Consider the following 18884-nt stretch of genomic DNA (forward strand, 5'->3'; position numbering starts at 1 on the left):
AGTGATAATTTAAACTTGTTCAACTACTTCTGGTATTATAGTCTTTTCTATTATCTCGTTAAAGAAATTCTTAATATCATTACCTTCCAACTCTTTGGTTTCTGGAATTGCATAGAGCGTACTGCGATATTGTTCGCGATATATCTGCTTTTTCTTAACAACACTGTCCATCATTGGGATACCTATATTAATCATCTGTTCTCTAAGTGCCGCAAACTTGTTCCTTTGAATTTCTTGATATTGGTTGAAAAACAAGTGTATCGATTTCAAAACCCTATCATCGTTGTTGAGGAAATTTGTTTTTAAAGTATTGTAAAAGAACAAAGTACTTTCTATTTCGAGCTCATCATGATCGAATGGTATAAAGATGTGTTCTATGAACATCAACCCTTGGACCACCTCTGCCGTTAATCCACCATGGAAATCGACAACTATGAAATCGACAGTACCGTAATATGCTAAAATCTTGTCCTTGATGTTGTCAATCGACACCTTCTCTATTGGATAGGTTTCCAACTCATTTAATCGATCTAAATCGACGAGGTTCAGTTCTCTGTTTCTTTTTTTGAATACCGAGTATTGAGGGTCATCGACATCCATAAGAACTACTTTCTTTTGAAAAAGATGAAATAGGTTAGTGGCTAGCATAATACTTAAGGTTGTCTTTCCTACTCCTCCTTTTTCACTGGCAATTGCAATAATTTTTGTTTCCATATATGTATGATTTAACTAATTAATAAATACATATATAGATATATGAATGAACGTATACTGATTTAAATATATAATCATATATCTATATATGCAACTTTGTAAACACCTTGTAATCAAGTGTTTGATGTTTGTGGTAATTGTTGAAGTACCTTTCCGACATCAGAAAACTAATCTCGGTTTGGTTCAGAGCAATAAATGTTCAGGGTACAGAATTTCTACATTCTGCAATTTTCTCGCTTAAAACAGAATTTACTTAGAGCTTTGATTTGAAGTCCGACAAAGCTTGAGAAACGACACTTTCAAGTGCTTTAAAATCCTTTTGAAGATCTTCTTTCAAAAATAAATTTTCACCCATATTCTGCTTGGGTATAAACTCATTATCTTCCAAAATTATCCACATAGGATTGTAGCCAACCGTATAATAATACATGATTAGCTTAAAAGTCGTTATTGATATTGTTCCTCTTTCCACATTTGTCAATGTAGAATAATCAATACCTAATCTGTCGCAAACATTCTTTCTTGAAAAAAAGCTATCTCGTTTATCCGCTACATCATCTTTTTCGATAAGGTCATCCCTTATTTCTCTTAGCCTTTTACCGATGTAGTAGAAGTTTTCTGCTTTCGCATTTTTGATTTCGTCGCTGTTTTTCATTAGTCTTCGATTTCGATTGGATAGGACGAGAACACATCCTCATCAAAGAGAATATTATCTTCTGGTATTGGGTCCATTGTACCAGCAAATATAGGATCTTGGTTGCTCAAATCAAACTTGTTTAGTAAATCTGTTGTTGACATTTTGTTGTAATCATTTATAAAGTTTTTAGCTATTTCTTGATTGTTTTCTATTGTTGCTTCGATTTCATCATTGATTTTATCAGGGTCGAAAACTGTAAATTCTGGTTGCTTTCCGGTACACCTATAATACTCGGTATTGACTAACGAATCAATGTCTTTCAATACGCTTAAAAAATTCTCATCTAAAACCCTGTTAATCTCTTTTTCGATGAACATTCGTTCCACCCTTTTCCGAATGAATTTTTTTATACTTCTGTCAGTTTGAGAATCCTTTTCTATAATGTTTTTAACCTCGCTTAAATGGTCAAAGAGCTTCAACTCTCTAACGACTTTAATGAACTGCATCCTTTCAATCTTACTCTCAAAGTTTTGTTCTGTGAACTCATTCAGGTAGTCGTTATAGAATTCAATGTAATCAATGAAATCTAGGTTTATTTTATAAAGCTTTTCGTAGAAGTTAAGTCTCTCTATTAAGGCTACTTCAGTCTCCACCAATTCCTTATGATTCGCTACTTTAAAATCCCTTATAACCGGTGTATCATACTTGTTTTGCACTTTCTTAGACTCCATATTGGGTTTCAAAAGTCCGTAACACAGTTTTTGTTTAATGGGATTCTCAAAAGTATCTTGAACTATACCACCAAAATAACCTGTGGACATAGCCGTAATTTTACTTTTAGGTAGCAGTTCCATCATTTGGGTACTTACGTTAGTTGTTGTATCATTTTTGGTAATGTTTTTGGATGTCTTTTCCTGATGAATTTTCCCAAATATTTCACTTATTCGTTTTGCACTTTCTCCTTTGGCCGCACCACTAAAAATATTAGCACAGTTGTCGAAAATCACGTCGGCTAACTCTTTTCCATAATCAGCTATGAGTTGCGAAATACTTTGAATACCAAGTACAGTAGCAATAAGATGAGACCTGCCGGTGTCTATTATTTTACGCAAACCCATTAAGAAAATGGTCGGAACCTCGTCAAGAATAACGCCCATTGGTCTTCCTCCTGGTTTATTGACAACCTGCAATGTCTTGTTAATGATTAATCCGATTGGGGCAGCATAAACTTCCGAACGGTCAGGGTTATTCTGTACACAAACTATTTTTGGCTTTGAGGAACTGTTAACATCCAGTTGAAAATCATTACCCGTCATTACATAGAAGATTTCCTTTGTCGTTAACATAGATAATGATATTTGTGCGCTAGCCGTTTGTCCTGACAATTGTTGACCAGCTTCACGCTCTAATGCGTCTTTAAAGGGAATCATCAAACTACGGACTTCCATATCTTTAAGAATAATCTCAAGTAAGTATTCAATGTTTATTGTAGATAAAATAATCACATGAGGAAGGGTGCATATATTTTTTCCGAGTTCCTCAGCTTTCTTTTTTAAGTACCAGATTAAACCTGAAACATAGCTGATTGCACTTCGTGAAAAGAAATCATTTTGTTTAATCCATTCTTTGTTTAGGTTCTTCATTATTATAGTTGCCGCATCAGCCGCATCTATTTGACTTTTCATTAAGTAAGGATTGATAGGGTTGTTTCTATGTGATTTCTCTGGATTATCAAAAGAAATTGCAAAAAACTCAGGTAATTTTGATAGGTCAGTGCTTTTGGTCTCTTCAAGCTCTTTTTTCTTCCTAAACCAATAATTAAAAGCTATCCTAGTAAGCGTGTCAAGCTTAAAATCATAAATGAGAAGCGTAAAGTATTTATTTATAAACTGTTCTATTATTTCTTCAATTAATGCAAATGATTTTCCACTACCAGGTGTCCCGATTATTAAAAGGGCTCTAAATAGGTTCACAAAATTTATCCATCCATTTCGCAATTTGCCTTTATACTTATACTCAAACGGAATGTTAACCGAATGTTTCGTATCAATTTTTTCTTCCATTTGAAGGAAACTCTCATTGATGTCATTGAATGGGTCTTTATTCGCAAGGTTATCAAAAGAGAGAACTTGAAACAGGTTATTAGTACCGGAGAGTGTAAATAAAAAGCCAAGGAGATATGCTAGTGACGACATCCAATACAAATTCAGATGCCCAGTTTTCATAATATCACAAAATGCCAGAAGCCCAATGCCAAGAATGAAGTAGGTCAGACCTTTCGAGTACTTTTTTCCTTCTACCTTTTTAGGGTTATAGAGCATTACAGAGGCTATTATCGCCATTACCAATAAAAATTTATTGGTGTACTTCAATTTAATAGGTTCGAACTTTATCAAAAACCTATATAGGTGATCTGTTTCAAAACTTACTTGATTGTGGTATACTGCAAGTGGGTAATAGTCTACAAAGCCAATCGCGAGAAATAGAAAACCAGAAATGAGCATGGCAGAAAATGCCATTTTTGTGTCGTTCATGTTGAGTGAGTTTAAGGAATATTTAAAATGGATTACATGAACGTCTGTTCCTTCCAGTCTTCTATAACGGTGGCGGACGCTTGAATAAATGATATTTCTTTTTCACGGATTAACTTAACCGTATCGTCCATTAGCCGAGCAGATTCGTTTTGAATGAATTCTGTATACTCGTCTCTAAGCTGATAGCTGTTTTTTAATTCAATGTTGTATTCTTCAATGAGAGCATCTATTATTTCTAAATAATACAAGTTGTTCTTTAAATCTTCTGATAATTCTTTCATGATGTTATAGTTTAATCTCATTTTTGGACTTTGCTAATTTTCTATTATTTAATTTTTCATCTAGGTTCATTGGTGTCCAATGTTCTTTTATTGATTTGTAAGGAATGATATAAGAGTATTTTAACCCAAAATCAGCAAGAACTCCATGCGACTTAATAACCTTCACCTCACCTACGTTAGTTGACCCCTCTGGGCCTTTCTCGGTTTTAAGAACAATCTTATCCCTTACTTTTATATTATCTATTTTGACCTCACTCATTTTTTGATACTTACTTTTTTTTTTGAATCCATCAAATCTTGATTCCAGTCGTTAGAATGAGATTTTAAAACATCGGTTCTAAAAGGCAAAAAAGTTTCGTTAACGGCCAACATAAATAGTTTTAATCCATTGGTGTTTTGAAAAGACTTGTAATTTAATTTCATTAAATCTTGAAGATTAAACTCATACATGAGCTTATCAGAGAACATAGTTTGTCTAATACTTTTACTTAACACAGGACTTATTGTTAAAGCTTCACCAATCTTTTTAGAATCTAGGCCAAGTTCAGCTATTGCCTTTTGATTATAATGAATTCTTAACTCTACTATCCCATTCTTAAAACTACATTCGACATACTTATCCTTGGCATATTGATTTATCATCTTGGTAAACACCAAAACATCGTACTCATGTCCTGCTTTATCATTGTCAAATGCGGAGACGAGCTCTACATTGTTCTTTTCAATTATTGGAGCAACCAATTGAGATAAAAAATTAATTTTCTCTTGATATATATTTCCACCAAGTGAAATATAAAAATCACCCTCTTTACCATTCAGTTCATGAAATGACAATAAATCAATACCACTTTCGCCTAATATTATTCTATGAATTCCATTTTTTGGAAAGTTAGAATGAAACAAAAAAGCATCTTTTTTGTTTAAGACAAGTCTAAATTTTTTCTCTTCACCGGTATCTTTATCCTTGTACGGTTTATTATAAATGATATAGTTTACTCTCTTATTATTTAAATCGTATTTAGGAAAAGCAATATTGGGAATTCGCCCGCCAGTATCTCTAAAGTGATAGGCATTGAACACCCTACCTTTAAAAGCATTGGAATTCAATGTTTCCAAATTTATTGCTCGTTCCTTTACTAAATAACTAGGATTTTCTAAAGCAACTATATTGTAGTTCTCCTCTATTGACCTACTCGTAGATTTTGGTTTTTCTGGTAGTACTTCTTGATACTCGTAGTCCCTGTTAATAGCACTCAAACCGTCTTTTACCGCTTCATAAAAATTGGCACTCCGTTGTCTTATGAACTTAAAAAAACGTCCTTTATCATTTGAATCGTTTCTATTAAAGTAGGTTGCTGGTTGTCTTGAAGTCAATACTACGATTCTGTCATCATTCTGTATGAACTCCATAGAACCTGCACTTTTTTTCAAAAGCTTAAATCCTGAGTTCAATAAATACCCGCTAAAATTGATTTCGTCATTGATTTTTTCAATGAGCCTTTTATAATGTTGTGGGTTATTGTTGTAACTAATGTTAGCCATATCGGAATTGAATTAAAATAGCCGAGATAAACTAGTATTTCGGCTATTTTATAGATTACTAATAACTACTGGGCTAATTGACTAGACTGTTGTTTCTTTTTTTTTTCAGTCGTCACATTATTCGCAGAGTTTACCTTTAAATCCTTCACTTTATCCATTTCCATAGTTTTAGTGATAAAGCGCTCTGCTTTTGGGCTATAGCTTACCATATAGGTCTTCTTCCCTTTAGTGGTATCTATTGTAATCTGAACAGGCTCACCCTTGTTCATAGATTGCGCTTGACTTTTTGTCAACTTTTGTCCGTAGAAATAAGTGTTTTCAGAAAGTGCAGTCTTCGTTCTTACATCATTTATTTTTGGCTCATAATATGCGAGCTTATTGAAGACTTCTCCATCCCTGGTACTGCCTTGAAAAAGAACATGCTTTCCTTCTTTTACCATGGCATCAAACTCTTGCTGAGTAAACTGATAATTATAAGCTTTGGCTTCCTCTAGGGTTACAGGATTATTGCGCTTAATTTGAACATCTAGCTTAGAGCCAAGGTCCCTATCAAACATCAGTTGAACAGCCTTTACTCTTTCTTTCATTTCACCCTCATGTAAATAGGTTGAAGAGTGTATATACTCTTCTCCCTTTATGAGAGATTCTCGAACGTTTCTGGGGAGCTTATTAAAACTTATGTAAGCTCCTTCCAGCTTTTCCTTGGCATCGCCCATAGCAAACTTTTGGGCTGGAGAAATTGATCGCTCAAAATACGGGCTTGATTCATCAATTTTAAATTCTAGATTTTCAGCGGTTTTAATACGCAGGGTTGAGCCCTCTTGAGACACGATTTCACCCTTTGTCCAAACTTGATTTAACTTTACAAAAACTTTCTGTTTTTCCATTTTAATGAGTATTTAATTGTTAAGGAATATTAATTTTTTGTACCTTTGAATTCTCGCTGACTTGTCAGTGAGTTAAGGAATATTAAGGAAAGAGGGCGGGAGCGCTCTTTTTCCATTTATAATGCAATCTTGTATGTTTTCAGTATTTCCTCCTTTCCTTTTAACGTTATACTTTGACTAGATTCATATTCCAAAAACCAACTATTCAACTTTGGTTTAAGAATATCTATTGAATTTTTTAAATAATTCTTGTAGTAAGACCAAACGAAAAATTTGATAGCATTAACCTCTAATGGCACACGCACACTTAATCTATTTCCTTCTTGTGATACTGTAATGCTGTATTTGTTGATACGATGTTGGTCAATAATTTTGTTGTACTTTAAAAAGCTCTTGGACAGCCCTTCGTTATACCTTCTTACAGAATTGTAGAACCTAACAAAAGTCTTTTCTTCACCAATTTTAAAGCCCACTTTTATTTCGCCATCATAAAGCTGCATGGAAAAATTTGAGCTATCCATGAATGAAAAGAAATTCAGGTCCCTTATGTAGCTCTCTATTTTTTTCTCTCCAGTAAATGATACTATAAGCCTCTTTGATTTTGTTAAATTCTTTATTTGGAACAAAAGTTTTGTAGTTTCATAATTGATTTCTCCTAAAGCTATATATAGAGCCTTATCCAAATCAAATTTTTGATGAAAAGCCACCGCCTCTCTTGGATTGTTGAAAATGAGTAACCACTCCATATCGTCTGGAATGTTTGAAAACCACAGGGAATTTTTAAAACTTGATTCCTTGTAAGCCTTGACCCCATCGGTAGTATCAACGAAGTACCCGTTAATTTCGTTGTTTCCATTGTACAAAGGAAACAACGCCTCACCAGAAGCATTTTGATAAATTCTTTCGTCAAACGCTACTGTTTGATAAACTTTTGAGTAAAGGTCACTTTGTTTTGAGTTTAAAGGAATATTATAGGAAAGAAAGTGATTAAAGGAAGGAGTGACCTTTACCAAGTTTTTATTAGAACTACCCTTAAGTAATAATTCTTCAGTATTTAAAATTTTGTTGTAGTACTCATCTATTTTATCCCAAAGACTCTCGTTATTCTTTCCTTCAATCCTTGATACTTCTTCTATAACCAAGTTTGATGCGGAAAACTTATTCTTTGGACTTTTAACATGATAGTACAGAAATCTGTCCTCGCAAAAAACAAGTACGCAGTATTGTTTTTTTCTTTTGAAAACAAGGTATTCTTCTGACTCATTCGTCATTGAAAAACCGAAGTGTTTAAAAAGATTCGGAAGATTTATTAAATGGTCTTTATCTAACCAGGAGTTCGACATATTTTAAAAAAGTTGCTTATTTGTAAATAATACCTAAATTTGTAAATAATACCACAAATATATGAAACTTTTTAAATTAACAAATCTTTTCTTGAAAAAAGATAACATCTCAAAAAACAAACTCTTAAGTATTCTAAGAAAAAAAGAACCTTGGTATGCCACTTTTATTATGGTGATAATTCTAGTATATCTTGCCAACAGCATACTCTCATCGGACAAGAAAAAACTTCATGAAAATCTTGTAGTGTTAAGTGGTTACGACGAATCCCTAAAAGCGAATATCAACGAATCTATAAATGACAGTATGGTTAATGCGACTGAGCGTAAAAGGTTGTTAAATCAAATTGAAAACAAAATAGTTCACTTCTTATATGAAATCCCTGATTATTCGTATTTCACTCCGTTGGAGACTTATTTGCAACTCTATCCAAAACTATTGGATGAAATACCTTCTTGTTCACCACTAGAGAAAGGTGGCTACTATATTGGTAGCAAGTACGGATATAGGGTTCATCCCATCACCAAAGATGTAAAAAAACATTATGGACTAGACTTTGCCGCCCCAAAAGACACTCATGTTTATACCACCGCTTCTGGTACTATTATATCCATTAAACATTCAAAAACCGGGTATGGAACCCACATAATTATTAAACACAGATTTGGTTTTGAAACCCTCTATGGCCACCTAACAAAAGTCTTAGTTACAAAGGGACAGTATGTAGACCAACATCAGCTTATCGGGACTGTAGGAAGCTCTGGAGCTTCAACTGGAAATCATTTACACTATGAAGTTGTAAAGAATAAACAGAAAATAGACCCGATACCATCACTAAATCAAAAGAAAAATATTCTCAAAAAACTAATAACTAATAACTAGGATTATGGAAAAAGAAGAAAAAAAGAAACCCAAGCTAGTCAAAAGAATACGGAAGTTTTATGCTCAGCTTAGAAATTTTGGGTCCACAATAAGTAATAAAGAGTTTAGGGAATTCAAGACTCTGGAATATGGAAATGTTAGGCCTGAAGATTTAAATGATGTTGAAAGACTTAAATATCTAAGAAATCTAGACCTTGCTCAAACTGGATATATAAACAGTAATTTATCTAAGCTTATTGATTACCACAAAATGAAGGACCAACTTATTAAAACTGACATGGAAGTGTTTCGAGTGGGTCACATTAAAATAAAAGAAGCAGAAAATTTAATATCAACTATACACTTGGGGTTTAGCGATAAAATTAAGGGTTTCAAAATAGCTTCTAGTAAACATGAAAATATTTTAAAATGGAAAACCTTGAACCTGTTAGAACTAGCCCAGAAAATTTCTAGGCTACACCCTTCCAGCGAAAACGCGCTTAATTTTGACCACTCTTTTTTTTATGAGGATGTTAAGAAAACATTTACGGATAATTTAGAAAACATAGTTCAGGTATATGCCAACATTGTCAACTCATCATTCAACTCAAACAAATACTTCGAAAATGGAGTAAAGTCTTTGAACCCAAATATTTTGGAAAACCCTTCTGAACATATCGGAAAATCTTTCACTTTTCCAGTTGCGTATAGAGGGCACCAAATTTTAAGATTGACAGAAGGGAACGACAATTATCTCGTATTTCAACCATTTTTAGAAGTCATACCTGCTTCTAATACTTTTCATTTTACACATGATGACATAAGACAATTATATTTTGAAAGCCATATTGAGAAAATATCCAAACTCAAATATGATGTTGTATTGGGTGTAAAAGACGGAGAACTGTTTATCGGCAAGAACTACAACAGTTCAAACCAAGCACTAAAGTGGTACTCTTTTAAAGATGCACTTGATAGCAAAGATTTTCCTAGCACTGTTAAATACTATTTATCGAAAGAAGTGATAGATAGAAAAAACTTCCATTTAGAAAAGGGAGCTATCGAACTTACAAATGGAGGGCATACTGGGTATTTGAAGAGGCACTACGGTACAAACCAATGGCACTTCGCGCAAAGCTATAATGGTAATAGCAAAGACCTTTCCTTTAGACCAATCTGGGACAACTTCAAGAGTTATATTATACAAAATTTTGAAAATGACCAAAACAAAAATCTTGCCTTGAAAATAGCAGACCAAGCTATTACGAACAATCCATTAAAGGAACCTAAAACTGAAATAAAACTTTAAAAAAAAATTAAATGGTATTCACATTAACTATTACTGACCCACAAACAAAACTCATTTTTTCTGATTTGTTTATAATGAACAGCGAGTTAGAATTTCATTCAAAGTTTAAGTTTTTAGGAGAAAAGCAAAAGCACAGAAAAACTCAAAATGCATATTTCTTGGAAATCAAAACCCTTAAAAAAACACTTATTGAGGTTTCCACGGATTCAACAACTCAAATACAAAATCTAAAAGCAAAAATATACGATGTTCTCATTGAAAAAGTAGAAGCAGATACGCATTACCACTCTCCTGAATCTAATTTGAGCATTAACTCAACAACTAATAAATAACCAAATATGATTTAAAAAAAACAATTTTTAATAAGCATTGAAACAACTCAAAGCACAACATAAATTTCAATGCTATTCCTTAACTCACTGATTTATGAAATACTCCAAGAAAAAGTATCTGGATTATATGATCCGGACTATAGAGGCGTTGCGAGATGCCCCAAACAACAATCACGTATTTATTAATAATCCAGGATTTGGAAACATTTTTGACATCCTTAAAAATGATAGTTACAGATCGCGCTTTAATGAAGCTTTAATATCCTATGTTGACCAAGAATATTCCGAGACTATTATTAATAGTCTGAAGAAATCCTCTTTGAACTCATTTTTTACTCCTGCCCCCTTAATAAGAGCGATTACAGAATACCTGTCATCTATCCCAAACTTTAAGCCCATAAACATATTAGAGCCATCGGCGGGAAATGGACTTATTATTAGAGGACTGTTAAAAGAGTTTCCGGATGCAAAGGTTACGGCATTCGAAAAGGAAATTCTGACGACAAGAATTTTAGAACATAACTTTAAGAACAAACCAAATGTCACTGCATTTGGGATTCCCTTTGAGGCTATCGGAAAGACAACAGCTCCTAAAAACTATGATTTAGTTATTAGCAACATTCCATTCGGTGCAAATAAAATTTTTGATCCAGATTTATTAAAGCATCCATTGAAATCGGAATTGACCAGCAATATTCATAGCTACTTTATTTACAAAAGTCTGAAACTGCTTAAACAAAACGGGATAGCGCTATTAGTCTGTACTAAGAACTTCATGGATAAATCTAAGTATCAGTCCATTCGCAAACACCTTATTGAAGAAAACAACTTTATAGGTGCGGTTAGATTACCTGACAACACTTTTGAAACCGAAAACACATCCATTGTTACCGACATTCTGATTTTTCAAAACAATAGAGGTCTTGAAATATCAAAAGAGCAACATTCAATAAACAGTCTTTTTACCTCATCAATTAAACGATTAATTGGGGAAAATGAAGTAGACTTTAGTGCATATTTCCATGAATATGAAAATAACATTTTCGGTAAAACCCTTCCTGGTGGGCTATATAACAACTCTGATTATACAGTAACAAATGAATTCAATCTTGTAAGGATAGAACCAAACATAAAAAGCTCTTTAACAAAATTCAATCCCTTACTCGGCAAAGCCGTACAAAACTCAATACAAAAAAAGCCAACAAACAACATACAATTCAATAAAACAGACCAAGTATATAACGGTGATTTGAAGCCTGGAAACCTCTTTATTAAAGACCAAAAAGTTGCGAAGATTACCGATACAGGCAGTTTCTATTTTTTAAAGACCAAACGAAATGAATTTCAAAAACTATCACAAATCATATCATTAAGGGATGCCTATTTGAAACTCATAGATGCTGATGATTATAATGGAGAAAAGATACTGAATGACCTAAAATATCAATATGACGTATTCGTCTTTCAGTACGGAAATCTTAATGCCGATTCAAACTATCAATTAGTTACAATAGATGCACAAGGGCCATTAGTTTTATCCTTAGAGACCCCAAAAGACGGACAATTTGTTAAGAGCCAAATACTGCTTGAACCCTGGCATGGAAAAACCAAAAAGCCCGAACTTCTATCTCTTGCAGATGGCATAATGTACTCGATGAATAAAACCAACGATATTAATATAGATGTCATTTCAGACAGTACAGGGTTACAACCAGAGGACATAATTAAGGAATCGCTCGCAAGGAACCTGCTATTTGTTAATCCTTCCAAAGATGGGCCTCATCTTACTCCTAAATTCAGGTTTCTTTCTGGGGATATTTCAAAAAAAATTCAATGGTACGAAAGTAGACAATTTGGAGCGTTCCAACCATATATGGATAGAGCTCAAATATCTCAATCCATTGTTGAACTGGAAAAAGTTAAACCACCAATTACACCATTTGAAGACTTAGATATAAACCTCCATGAGCCTTGGTTTCCAATTGAGGTAACTCAGTCCTTCATATTTGATACTTACAAAACAATTACAAAAATTGATTACATAGAATCAACTTCCAAATATGCAGTAAAGATTGAGTCATACGAGTACTCCCTTATTAAAAAGTTCTATGTCAGTTCAGAAAACAGAAACTATGGATTTAAAGATGTACTTGAAGGGGCATTGAATTCTAGCATTCCCTACATAACAAAAGGTTCAAAAGAATACAAAAGAATTGATCGCACGAAAATGCAAGAGTTTAAAATGAAACATGAACTCATATACAAAGAATTTAGCGAGTACGTTCATCAAAACAGTGAGTTAAAATCTTCTTTGGAAAATCATTTCTATGCAACCTACGAGGCTAAAATAATGCCTAGATACAACGGCGACTATTTAAAGTTTGACGGTCTACAGAAATTCACCCCATACAGGAGTCAAAAAGACACCGTTTCTGGAATTATCATGAACCAGGGTTTATTAGTGAATAAAGAAGTAGGGTTTGGAAAAACACTTGATATGGCTCTATCTGCTCAAAAACTAAGAGAACTTAATTTATCAAACAGAACACTGATAATTGGGCTTAAACCTACTCTAATTCAATTGCAAAAGGAATTCCTTAATGCATTTCCAAGAATGAAGCTCCTAGTAGCCACGGACAAAGAAGTAAGTGGAAAACTAAAAAGAAATCAATTCTTTTCTAAGATAATCTCGCAACAACCTGATGTTGTACTTATGAGTCATGATACTTTTCAGTTTATACCACAATCGCCCGAAGTGATACAAAAAGTGGTTCAAGACGAACTAGACAACCTGACAAAGGACCTAGAAGTAATTTATGACAATAAGTATGATATCAACAAACGCGTCTTAAAAGGATTGGAAACTAGAAAGGAAAATTTGCAAGCACAATTAGACGGAATATATCATAAAATTGAATCTGACAAGAATGATATTCTCGACTTCGACCAACTGGGGTTTGACCACATCATGATTGACGAATCCCACAAGTTTAAGAATTTGATGTATACAACACGTCATTCAAGAGTTGCCGGTTTAAATACAAGTAAAGGATCTCAAAAAAGCAAAAACTTATTAATAGCAATTAGAACCTTGCAAATGAGAAAAGGTACTGATTTTCAAGCAACGTTTCTCTCAGGTACTCCTATATCAAATTCAATAACCGAAGTCTATGTTTTATTCAAATACTTAATCCCAAATCGTCTTGAAGAACTTAATATTTCTTCATTTGACCAATGGGCACAAGTCTTTGCTAACAAATCATTCGAATTTGAACCTACCATATCGGGAGACTACAAGGTAAAAGAAAGATTTCGCTCTTTTAAAAAACTAAAACTACTTTCCTCATTATACAATGAAATATCCATCATAGTTAATGGACAAACGCATACCATAGAAAGACCGAAAATCGCCGTAGATGTAAATACTTTAAAACCCACACAAGTTCAGAAAGACTACTTTGAGCAAATAAAATTATTCTTAAAAACTGGAAATTCTGAATACTTATACGGAGCCAAGAAATACTCTGATGAGCAAAAAACCGCTTTATCATTAATAGCACTTCATCACATGCGTAATGCGTCTATTGACACTAGACTTTTAAATCCCTTCGGTGAAGACAATGAAGAAACCAAACTCTGGACTGTAGCTAAGGAAGTTCATAAAACCTATACCGAGAGTAACCACTTTAAAGGTACTCAGGCAATATTTTCAGATTTGGGAACTCCAAAAGAGTCATTTAATGTCTATCATGAATTAAAACGGATACTGACGGAAGAACTAGGTGTGCCGGATGAAGAAATAGTATTTATTCATGATTTTAAATCAGATAGTAAAAGGTTAGAGTGTTTTAAAAAAGTAAACGCTGGAGATTTCAGAATTATTATTGGCTCAACCGAAAAGTTAGGAACAGGCACAAACATTCAAGAAAGACTAATTAGAATCCATCATGTCAACATACCACATCGCCCAACGGATGTAGACCAGCGAAATGGCAGAGGGGTAAGAAAAGGAAATGTTTTTGCCAAGACACATTGGAACAACCAGGTTATTGTATCATTCTATATTGTTGAAAATAGTACAGACAGTTTAATGTTGAATAATATCAACACAAAAAAGAATTTTATTGAGCAAATAACTAACGGGACAATTCAATTTAACAGGCTCGAACTAGGCGATGTAGATGAGAACGGAGGTATTGACTACAAGACACTATTGGCAGTTGCAAAAAACGACCCTCTTTACCTTGAGAAAGAACACCTAACAAAAGAACTAGAAGAATTAGTACTAGAACAATCAATTTTTAAAAAAAATAAGTTAGAGGCTCAAAACAATGTAAAATTCTATTCAAAAGAACTAGAAACAGCAAAAAATAACTTATCAATTCTAAACGACGATGTGAAACATTGGCACAAGCTACAAGACAGAGAAATTTATTACAGTAAAGTAAAAAGTGTACTCGGGATGTCTCAAAGCTCAACTCCAAAAGATTTAGGTGATGCAATTTTGAGAAAAGTAAAAACCTTAAAATCTCAAAACACCGAAATCGAAATATTCAAGATAGAAAGCAGTTCTCTAAAACTCAAAATCAAATCGGAAGGACATACCTCACTATTAGTTAAAACTGAAAATGCCTCTTACGGCTATGGTCTAAGAAAACTAGTTAGTAATCCAATAAGCATGGCCAACTATTTTTATAACGCACTTTCTAAAATTCCAAAATCAATAGAAAATCAAGAAACAACTATTTCAGAATATCAGGAACTACTAGAAGCCAACAACAAAATCCTAAACCTAAGTTTTGACAAGGTAGACCAACTGATAAGGATTGAGGGCAAATTATCACAAATTTCAATAGACCTCGATAACAAATTCTCTGAAACTCAATCAGAGGAAGAGGAGAAAGAAAAAGACAAAACTATTAAAACCCAAAAAGGAATTTCAAACAATCAAATAACCAGATAGTATAAGAACAAAAGAGCTAAATTTTGCTTTTATTAAAATCCTGCGTTTGTCGCAAAACATAGCACCCTAAAGGGTGCTTTTTTTGTGGAGAGGGAAAATGAAGAATAGGGTGGATATTCGACTTTTAATTCCTGAAAATCGTGTTATTCATTAGTATTTTTACAATATAAGTAATTGTAAAACAGATAATTATACTACTATGTGCGATTTTTTTTCATCATTAAAGGAGATGGGTATTTCTCAAATTGGTTTGAGTATTACCTACGATAAGAACCTAGTTTCGGTGTCATTACTTCCCAAGTCCGAATCAAATGACAAGTCACTAAAAAAGCTGAAAGCTTTAACCATAAGTCTGCCTGTAAATGAAATGGACGAAAGGTTTTTTGAAATCATAAACGAACCTCTTGAAAAAACCAAGGTTGGATTCAACAATGTGGAAGCCTATGAGAAATCTCTTCAAGATAAGTTAAGTAAAACTGAAAGCGGTAAGAAGCAAAAAGAGAGCGTTTCAAAGGATGTTAAATCACTTCAAGAATTCGTTGGTAAAAACGGTTTTAACCCATTGAAAGACCATAAGACCGCCATTGAAATGGCTGAAAAGATATTGGCAGTAAACCCGAATCAAAAAGATGCCAAAAAGGTTATAAAAGACATGAGCGCATATACCGAACCATCATTATTTTAAACATGGAAGCAGTAACATTATTAAGAAGAAAATTCACCTTTTTGAAAGGTAATAGCGAATCGATTGAATTGGATGATTTCAATCCAGATTTAGGAGTTAACCAAATCATGTCTCATTATGCACAACTTTATCCAGAGATAACAAACGCACGAACGGAAGACAAAGGCATTCAAGACGGATTTCACCTTATTGAGTTCCACTCCCTTGCGGGTACAAAAGGTTGATATATGAATGTTGATGAGTTTTTAAAAAACGGAAAATGCAAACAAAGACAAGAGAGAAAAAAATCGAAAGAACTCAAGAAATTCCACAGTTCTTTTTTCAAAGCTATAACTCAGGAAAGTTACAAAAGCGACAACCGAAAAATGAGCGTATTAATATGCAATCAAGATTTCTATTTGACGTAAACTTAAAACCAATAACATCTACTCGACCATTCAACGAATTTAACGAAGTTGATTGTAAGGGCATAGCTAAGTTGATGGTAAAGGCAACTAGAGAATTGACTGGTAATTTGTCAGACTGGAAGTTTTCTAAGAGAGATTCTTTGCAAGATTTAATCTTACGCTGTGCCTTTAGACTTCAAGACAGAGCGCAGGTTGACCACATAGACACCATTGAAGTTGCTCCAAACGAATATGCGCTTTTGCTAAAAAGACATCTAGGTTCAAGAGACAAAGTGTTTTGCATTGAACTGGATAGGGTCTTTTTGTTAAGAGATAAGAACAGATTACTTTATGAAATCATACTATCCTTTATAAAGAATTTGCCTTTTCAATCAATCTTTGATTTGAACAGCCCAATGATAGAATGGTGTTGGTCGTTTCTTCTTGACGAATTTGACTATTGCGAAGAAATCGAGAACACCTTGAAAAAGGTAAAACAATCAGAAGGTTCTATCAATTTTATTAAGAGAAACTATAAGGCTTTTCAATCCCATGTTGAAAGTGATTGGTCAAATCAGTTAAAACACTACAAACCAATAAAGCAAACATATAAGGACATTAAAACTTTGTTGCTTAAATCGGAAAAAATAGACTTTAACTCCATTAATAAAGTGACAATTTATGATAATCGAGAGTGTGATACTGATCACATAGATTCCTTTTTGATTGCAGATTATAATGAAAGTGATTTTGTTAGGCAGTATATAGATATTTTGAATCAAGTATCTGCAGATACAGATATACTTTCGGCTTTTTCTTTTGCCCGAGTAGATTCCAACAAGGTTGAAAGATTCGACGAAAACTTAGCACAAAAAATTTCCGATTTAGAAGATTTTGTATGCGATTTAAACGAGTTACTAAACAAACTATAGACGATGAACGATATTGTAAGAATTGAAACGGAAGAACACTTCACTCCTCAATTTGCAATTGTGGGTTACAAAAAAACACGGAGTTACAATGAGGACGACCACTATTTTACCTACCACAAGGTTAGAGCAGAAAAACTAACAGCAGGGACACCTCTCACAAAAGATACTGCAAAAAATATATTTGAATGTTTAGAGGGGGATTTAATCAAATATTCATTTAAAGGTATAATTCCTAATACGCTATTGCATTTTGAGTTCAAAGGAAATCTAAGTCTAGTATGGACGGTTTTTCCAAAACAAACAACACTTTATTTCAAGGAAAAAACAGGTATTTCAAGTGGACATTATCCAATTCCTAAACTTGTTTTTTGCCTACAAGGTAACAGTCTAAAAGTATTCGCTTTGAATAGAAAAGACCGCATAGAAGCATCAACAAAACTAATGTATGCTCCATTTTTAAACGTAGGAACGAATGGAGATGTATGTATGGGAACTGCCTCGATAAACTACGAGGGATTTGAGTACTACGAAGACATTATGTGTTATTCGGAAAGACAATTTTTTAATTCTGTTTTTACCGAAACCCACAATAACAGACTAATAAAAGGAAACATAGTAGAGAGAATGAACTCAATTAAAGGAAGTGGAAAGTTTGATGATAAACTACTTGTTTCGAGCAACCTACAATTAAAAGATTTATATGAAAAATAGAGTACATATCGCACCGAATTATTTTTTCAATCCTACACATCCGATTACCATTTCACTAATTGGGTTGGGTGGAACTGGCTCTTTGTTACTCGCAAGGTTGGCAAGGATTGATTATGCCTTACGGTACATAGGTCATTCAGGGTTGCACGTTAGAGCATTTGACAAGGACATTGTAGAACCTATGAACATTGGGCGACAACTTTTTACACCCAACGATATTGGGGCAAACAAAGCAGTTTGCGCTATGACAAAAATCAACCAAACATTTGGACTATTATGGGAAGGAATACCATTTCATGCTAGTCCTTATGGTAATGATATTCATTCCAACATTGTTATTACTTGTGTAGACAACGCCAAATTTAGAACTGAACTTTCAAAGTCTATTAAGGATGTCTATAGAGGGAGTGAATATGAAACAATGTTTTACTGGTTAGACATTGGAAATAGCAGAAATACAGGTCAATTTGTTTTAGGGAGTTTATTTAATGAGGAAAGAAACTTTAAAGAGGTAGAATTTGAACCTATACAAAGTTTAAAATCAATAACAGATTTCTACACCAATTTGAATGAGCAAGACAATACAACCCAACAAGGGGAGGGATGCTCTTACATTGAAAAGTTAAACGAACAATCACTTTTCATAAATGATGTGCTAGTTACCCATGCTAGTGATTGTATTATGAGACTATTAATGAATAAAGAGGTAAGTATTCAAGGTGGATTTGTAAATCTAGAGAGTGGTGTGGTTAACCCTATAAACGTATGA

The 18884-nt window shown here is 33.5% G+C and carries 17 protein-coding genes; 9 read left to right on the top strand and 8 right to left on the bottom strand.

Features of this window, described 5'->3' with window-relative positions; genetic code table 11:
- Window positions 1-9: 9 nt before the first annotated feature.
- The 8 genes from EYD46_RS12520 to EYD46_RS12555 all read right to left on the bottom strand — a co-directional run bounded on the left by EYD46_RS12520 (window position 10) and on the right by EYD46_RS12555 (window position 7737).
- The gene (locus tag EYD46_RS12520; protein WP_130937514.1) at window positions 10-714 is read right to left on the bottom strand and encodes a ParA family protein; all 705 of its coding nucleotides are present in this window, start codon (window positions 712-714) and stop codon (window positions 10-12) included.
- 253 nt (window positions 715-967) lie between these two features.
- Window positions 968-1369, bottom strand: a complete 402-nt coding sequence (locus tag EYD46_RS12525; protein WP_130937515.1) for a helix-turn-helix domain-containing protein — start codon at window positions 1367-1369, stop codon at window positions 968-970.
- Entirely contained in the window at window positions 1369-3885 is a 2517-nt protein-coding gene (locus tag EYD46_RS12530; protein ID WP_130937516.1) for a type IV secretory system conjugative DNA transfer family protein, read from the bottom strand. The genes EYD46_RS12525 and EYD46_RS12530 overlap by 1 nt, the downstream gene beginning before the upstream one ends.
- Window positions 3886-3917: 32 nt before the next feature.
- Window positions 3918-4166 carry a hypothetical protein gene (locus tag EYD46_RS12535; protein WP_130937517.1) on the bottom strand — a complete coding sequence of 83 codons (249 nt, stop codon included), beginning with the start codon at window positions 4164-4166 and terminating at the stop codon, window positions 3918-3920.
- A 4-nt stretch (window positions 4167-4170) separates the two neighbouring features.
- Entirely contained in the window at window positions 4171-4425 is a 255-nt protein-coding gene (locus tag EYD46_RS12540; protein WP_130937518.1) for a hypothetical protein, read from the bottom strand.
- Window positions 4422-5708: a toprim domain-containing protein gene (locus tag EYD46_RS12545; RefSeq protein ID WP_130937519.1), complete on the bottom strand. Its 1287-nt coding sequence runs from the start codon at window positions 5706-5708 to the stop codon at window positions 4422-4424. Before EYD46_RS12545 ends, EYD46_RS12540 begins: the two co-directional genes overlap by 4 nt.
- Window positions 5709-5773: 65 nt before the next feature.
- Entirely contained in the window at window positions 5774-6595 is an 822-nt protein-coding gene (locus EYD46_RS12550) for a hypothetical protein (protein ID WP_130937520.1), read from the bottom strand.
- Window positions 6596-6711: 116 nt separating this feature from the next.
- On the bottom strand, window positions 6712-7737 hold the full coding sequence (locus EYD46_RS12555) for a hypothetical protein (protein WP_130937521.1): 1026 nt from the start codon (window positions 7735-7737) through the stop codon (window positions 6712-6714).
- Window positions 7738-8107: 370 nt separating this feature from the next.
- Between EYD46_RS12555 and EYD46_RS12560 the strand changes: the two genes are divergently transcribed.
- From EYD46_RS12560 to EYD46_RS12600, 9 genes are all read left to right on the top strand, one after another.
- On the top strand, window positions 8108-8818 hold the full coding sequence (locus tag EYD46_RS12560) for a M23 family metallopeptidase (protein WP_165454382.1): 711 nt from the start codon (window positions 8108-8110) through the stop codon (window positions 8816-8818).
- 4 nt (window positions 8819-8822) lie between these two features.
- Window positions 8823-10106 (top strand): hypothetical protein, encoded by a 1284-nt coding sequence (locus EYD46_RS12565; RefSeq protein ID WP_130937523.1) that lies wholly within the window; start codon window positions 8823-8825, stop codon window positions 10104-10106.
- Window positions 10107-10117: 11 nt separating this feature from the next.
- On the top strand, window positions 10118-10438 hold the full coding sequence (locus tag EYD46_RS12570; RefSeq protein ID WP_130937524.1) for a hypothetical protein: 321 nt from the start codon (window positions 10118-10120) through the stop codon (window positions 10436-10438).
- 127 nt (window positions 10439-10565) lie between these two features.
- On the top strand, window positions 10566-15401 hold the full coding sequence (locus EYD46_RS12575; protein WP_165454383.1) for an Eco57I restriction-modification methylase domain-containing protein: 4836 nt from the start codon (window positions 10566-10568) through the stop codon (window positions 15399-15401).
- Between the two features lie 199 nt (window positions 15402-15600).
- Entirely contained in the window at window positions 15601-16086 is a 486-nt protein-coding gene (locus EYD46_RS12580) for a hypothetical protein (RefSeq protein ID WP_130937526.1), read from the top strand.
- Between the two features lie 2 nt (window positions 16087-16088).
- Complete coding sequence (locus EYD46_RS12585; protein WP_130937527.1) at window positions 16089-16310, top strand: PRTRC system protein C; 222 nt, start codon at window positions 16089-16091, stop codon at window positions 16308-16310.
- A gap of 35 nt (window positions 16311-16345) precedes the next feature.
- Complete coding sequence (locus tag EYD46_RS12590; protein WP_130937528.1) at window positions 16346-17404, top strand: hypothetical protein; 1059 nt, start codon at window positions 16346-16348, stop codon at window positions 17402-17404.
- Window positions 17405-17407: 3 nt separating this feature from the next.
- Window positions 17408-18115 (top strand): hypothetical protein, encoded by a 708-nt coding sequence (locus EYD46_RS12595; protein ID WP_130937529.1) that lies wholly within the window; start codon window positions 17408-17410, stop codon window positions 18113-18115.
- Window positions 18105-18884, top strand: a complete 780-nt coding sequence (locus EYD46_RS12600; protein ID WP_130937530.1) for a PRTRC system ThiF family protein — start codon at window positions 18105-18107, stop codon at window positions 18882-18884. Before EYD46_RS12595 ends, EYD46_RS12600 begins: the two co-directional genes overlap by 11 nt.

The organism is Hyunsoonleella pacifica (genome assembly GCF_004310335.1).
In the GTDB taxonomy this organism is placed as follows: domain Bacteria; phylum Bacteroidota; class Bacteroidia; order Flavobacteriales; family Flavobacteriaceae; genus Jejuia; species Jejuia pacifica.

Bases quoted from the DNA above. Each gene is read 5' to 3' on its own strand.
- EYD46_RS12525 (WP_130937515.1), bottom strand. From the start codon at position 1,369: ATGAAAAACAGCGACGAAATCAAAAATGCGAAAGCAGAAAACTTCTAC.
- EYD46_RS12565 (WP_130937523.1), top strand. From the start codon at position 8,823: ATGGAAAAAGAAGAAAAAAAGAAACCCAAGCTAGTCAAAAGAATACGG.
- EYD46_RS12530 (WP_130937516.1), bottom strand. From the start codon at position 3,885: ATGAACGACACAAAAATGGCATTTTCTGCCATGCTCATTTCTGGTTTT.
- EYD46_RS12520 (WP_130937514.1), bottom strand. From the start codon at position 714: ATGGAAACAAAAATTATTGCAATTGCCAGTGAAAAAGGAGGAGTAGGA.
- EYD46_RS12545 (WP_130937519.1), bottom strand. From the start codon at position 5,708: ATGGCTAACATTAGTTACAACAATAACCCACAACATTATAAAAGGCTC.
- EYD46_RS12585 (WP_130937527.1), top strand. From the start codon at position 16,089: ATGGAAGCAGTAACATTATTAAGAAGAAAATTCACCTTTTTGAAAGGT.
- EYD46_RS12550 (WP_130937520.1), bottom strand. From the start codon at position 6,595: ATGGAAAAACAGAAAGTTTTTGTAAAGTTAAATCAAGTTTGGACAAAG.
- EYD46_RS12535 (WP_130937517.1), bottom strand. From the start codon at position 4,166: ATGAAAGAATTATCAGAAGATTTAAAGAACAACTTGTATTATTTAGAA.
- EYD46_RS12570 (WP_130937524.1), top strand. From the start codon at position 10,118: ATGGTATTCACATTAACTATTACTGACCCACAAACAAAACTCATTTTT.
- EYD46_RS12580 (WP_130937526.1), top strand. From the start codon at position 15,601: ATGTGCGATTTTTTTTCATCATTAAAGGAGATGGGTATTTCTCAAATT.
- EYD46_RS12540 (WP_130937518.1), bottom strand. From the start codon at position 4,425: ATGAGTGAGGTCAAAATAGATAATATAAAAGTAAGGGATAAGATTGTT.
- EYD46_RS12600 (WP_130937530.1), top strand. From the start codon at position 18,105: ATGAAAAATAGAGTACATATCGCACCGAATTATTTTTTCAATCCTACA.
- EYD46_RS12595 (WP_130937529.1), top strand. From the start codon at position 17,408: ATGAACGATATTGTAAGAATTGAAACGGAAGAACACTTCACTCCTCAA.
- EYD46_RS12575 (WP_165454383.1), top strand. From the start codon at position 10,566: ATGATCCGGACTATAGAGGCGTTGCGAGATGCCCCAAACAACAATCAC.
- EYD46_RS12560 (WP_165454382.1), top strand. From the start codon at position 8,108: ATGGTGATAATTCTAGTATATCTTGCCAACAGCATACTCTCATCGGAC.
- EYD46_RS12590 (WP_130937528.1), top strand. From the start codon at position 16,346: ATGCAAACAAAGACAAGAGAGAAAAAAATCGAAAGAACTCAAGAAATT.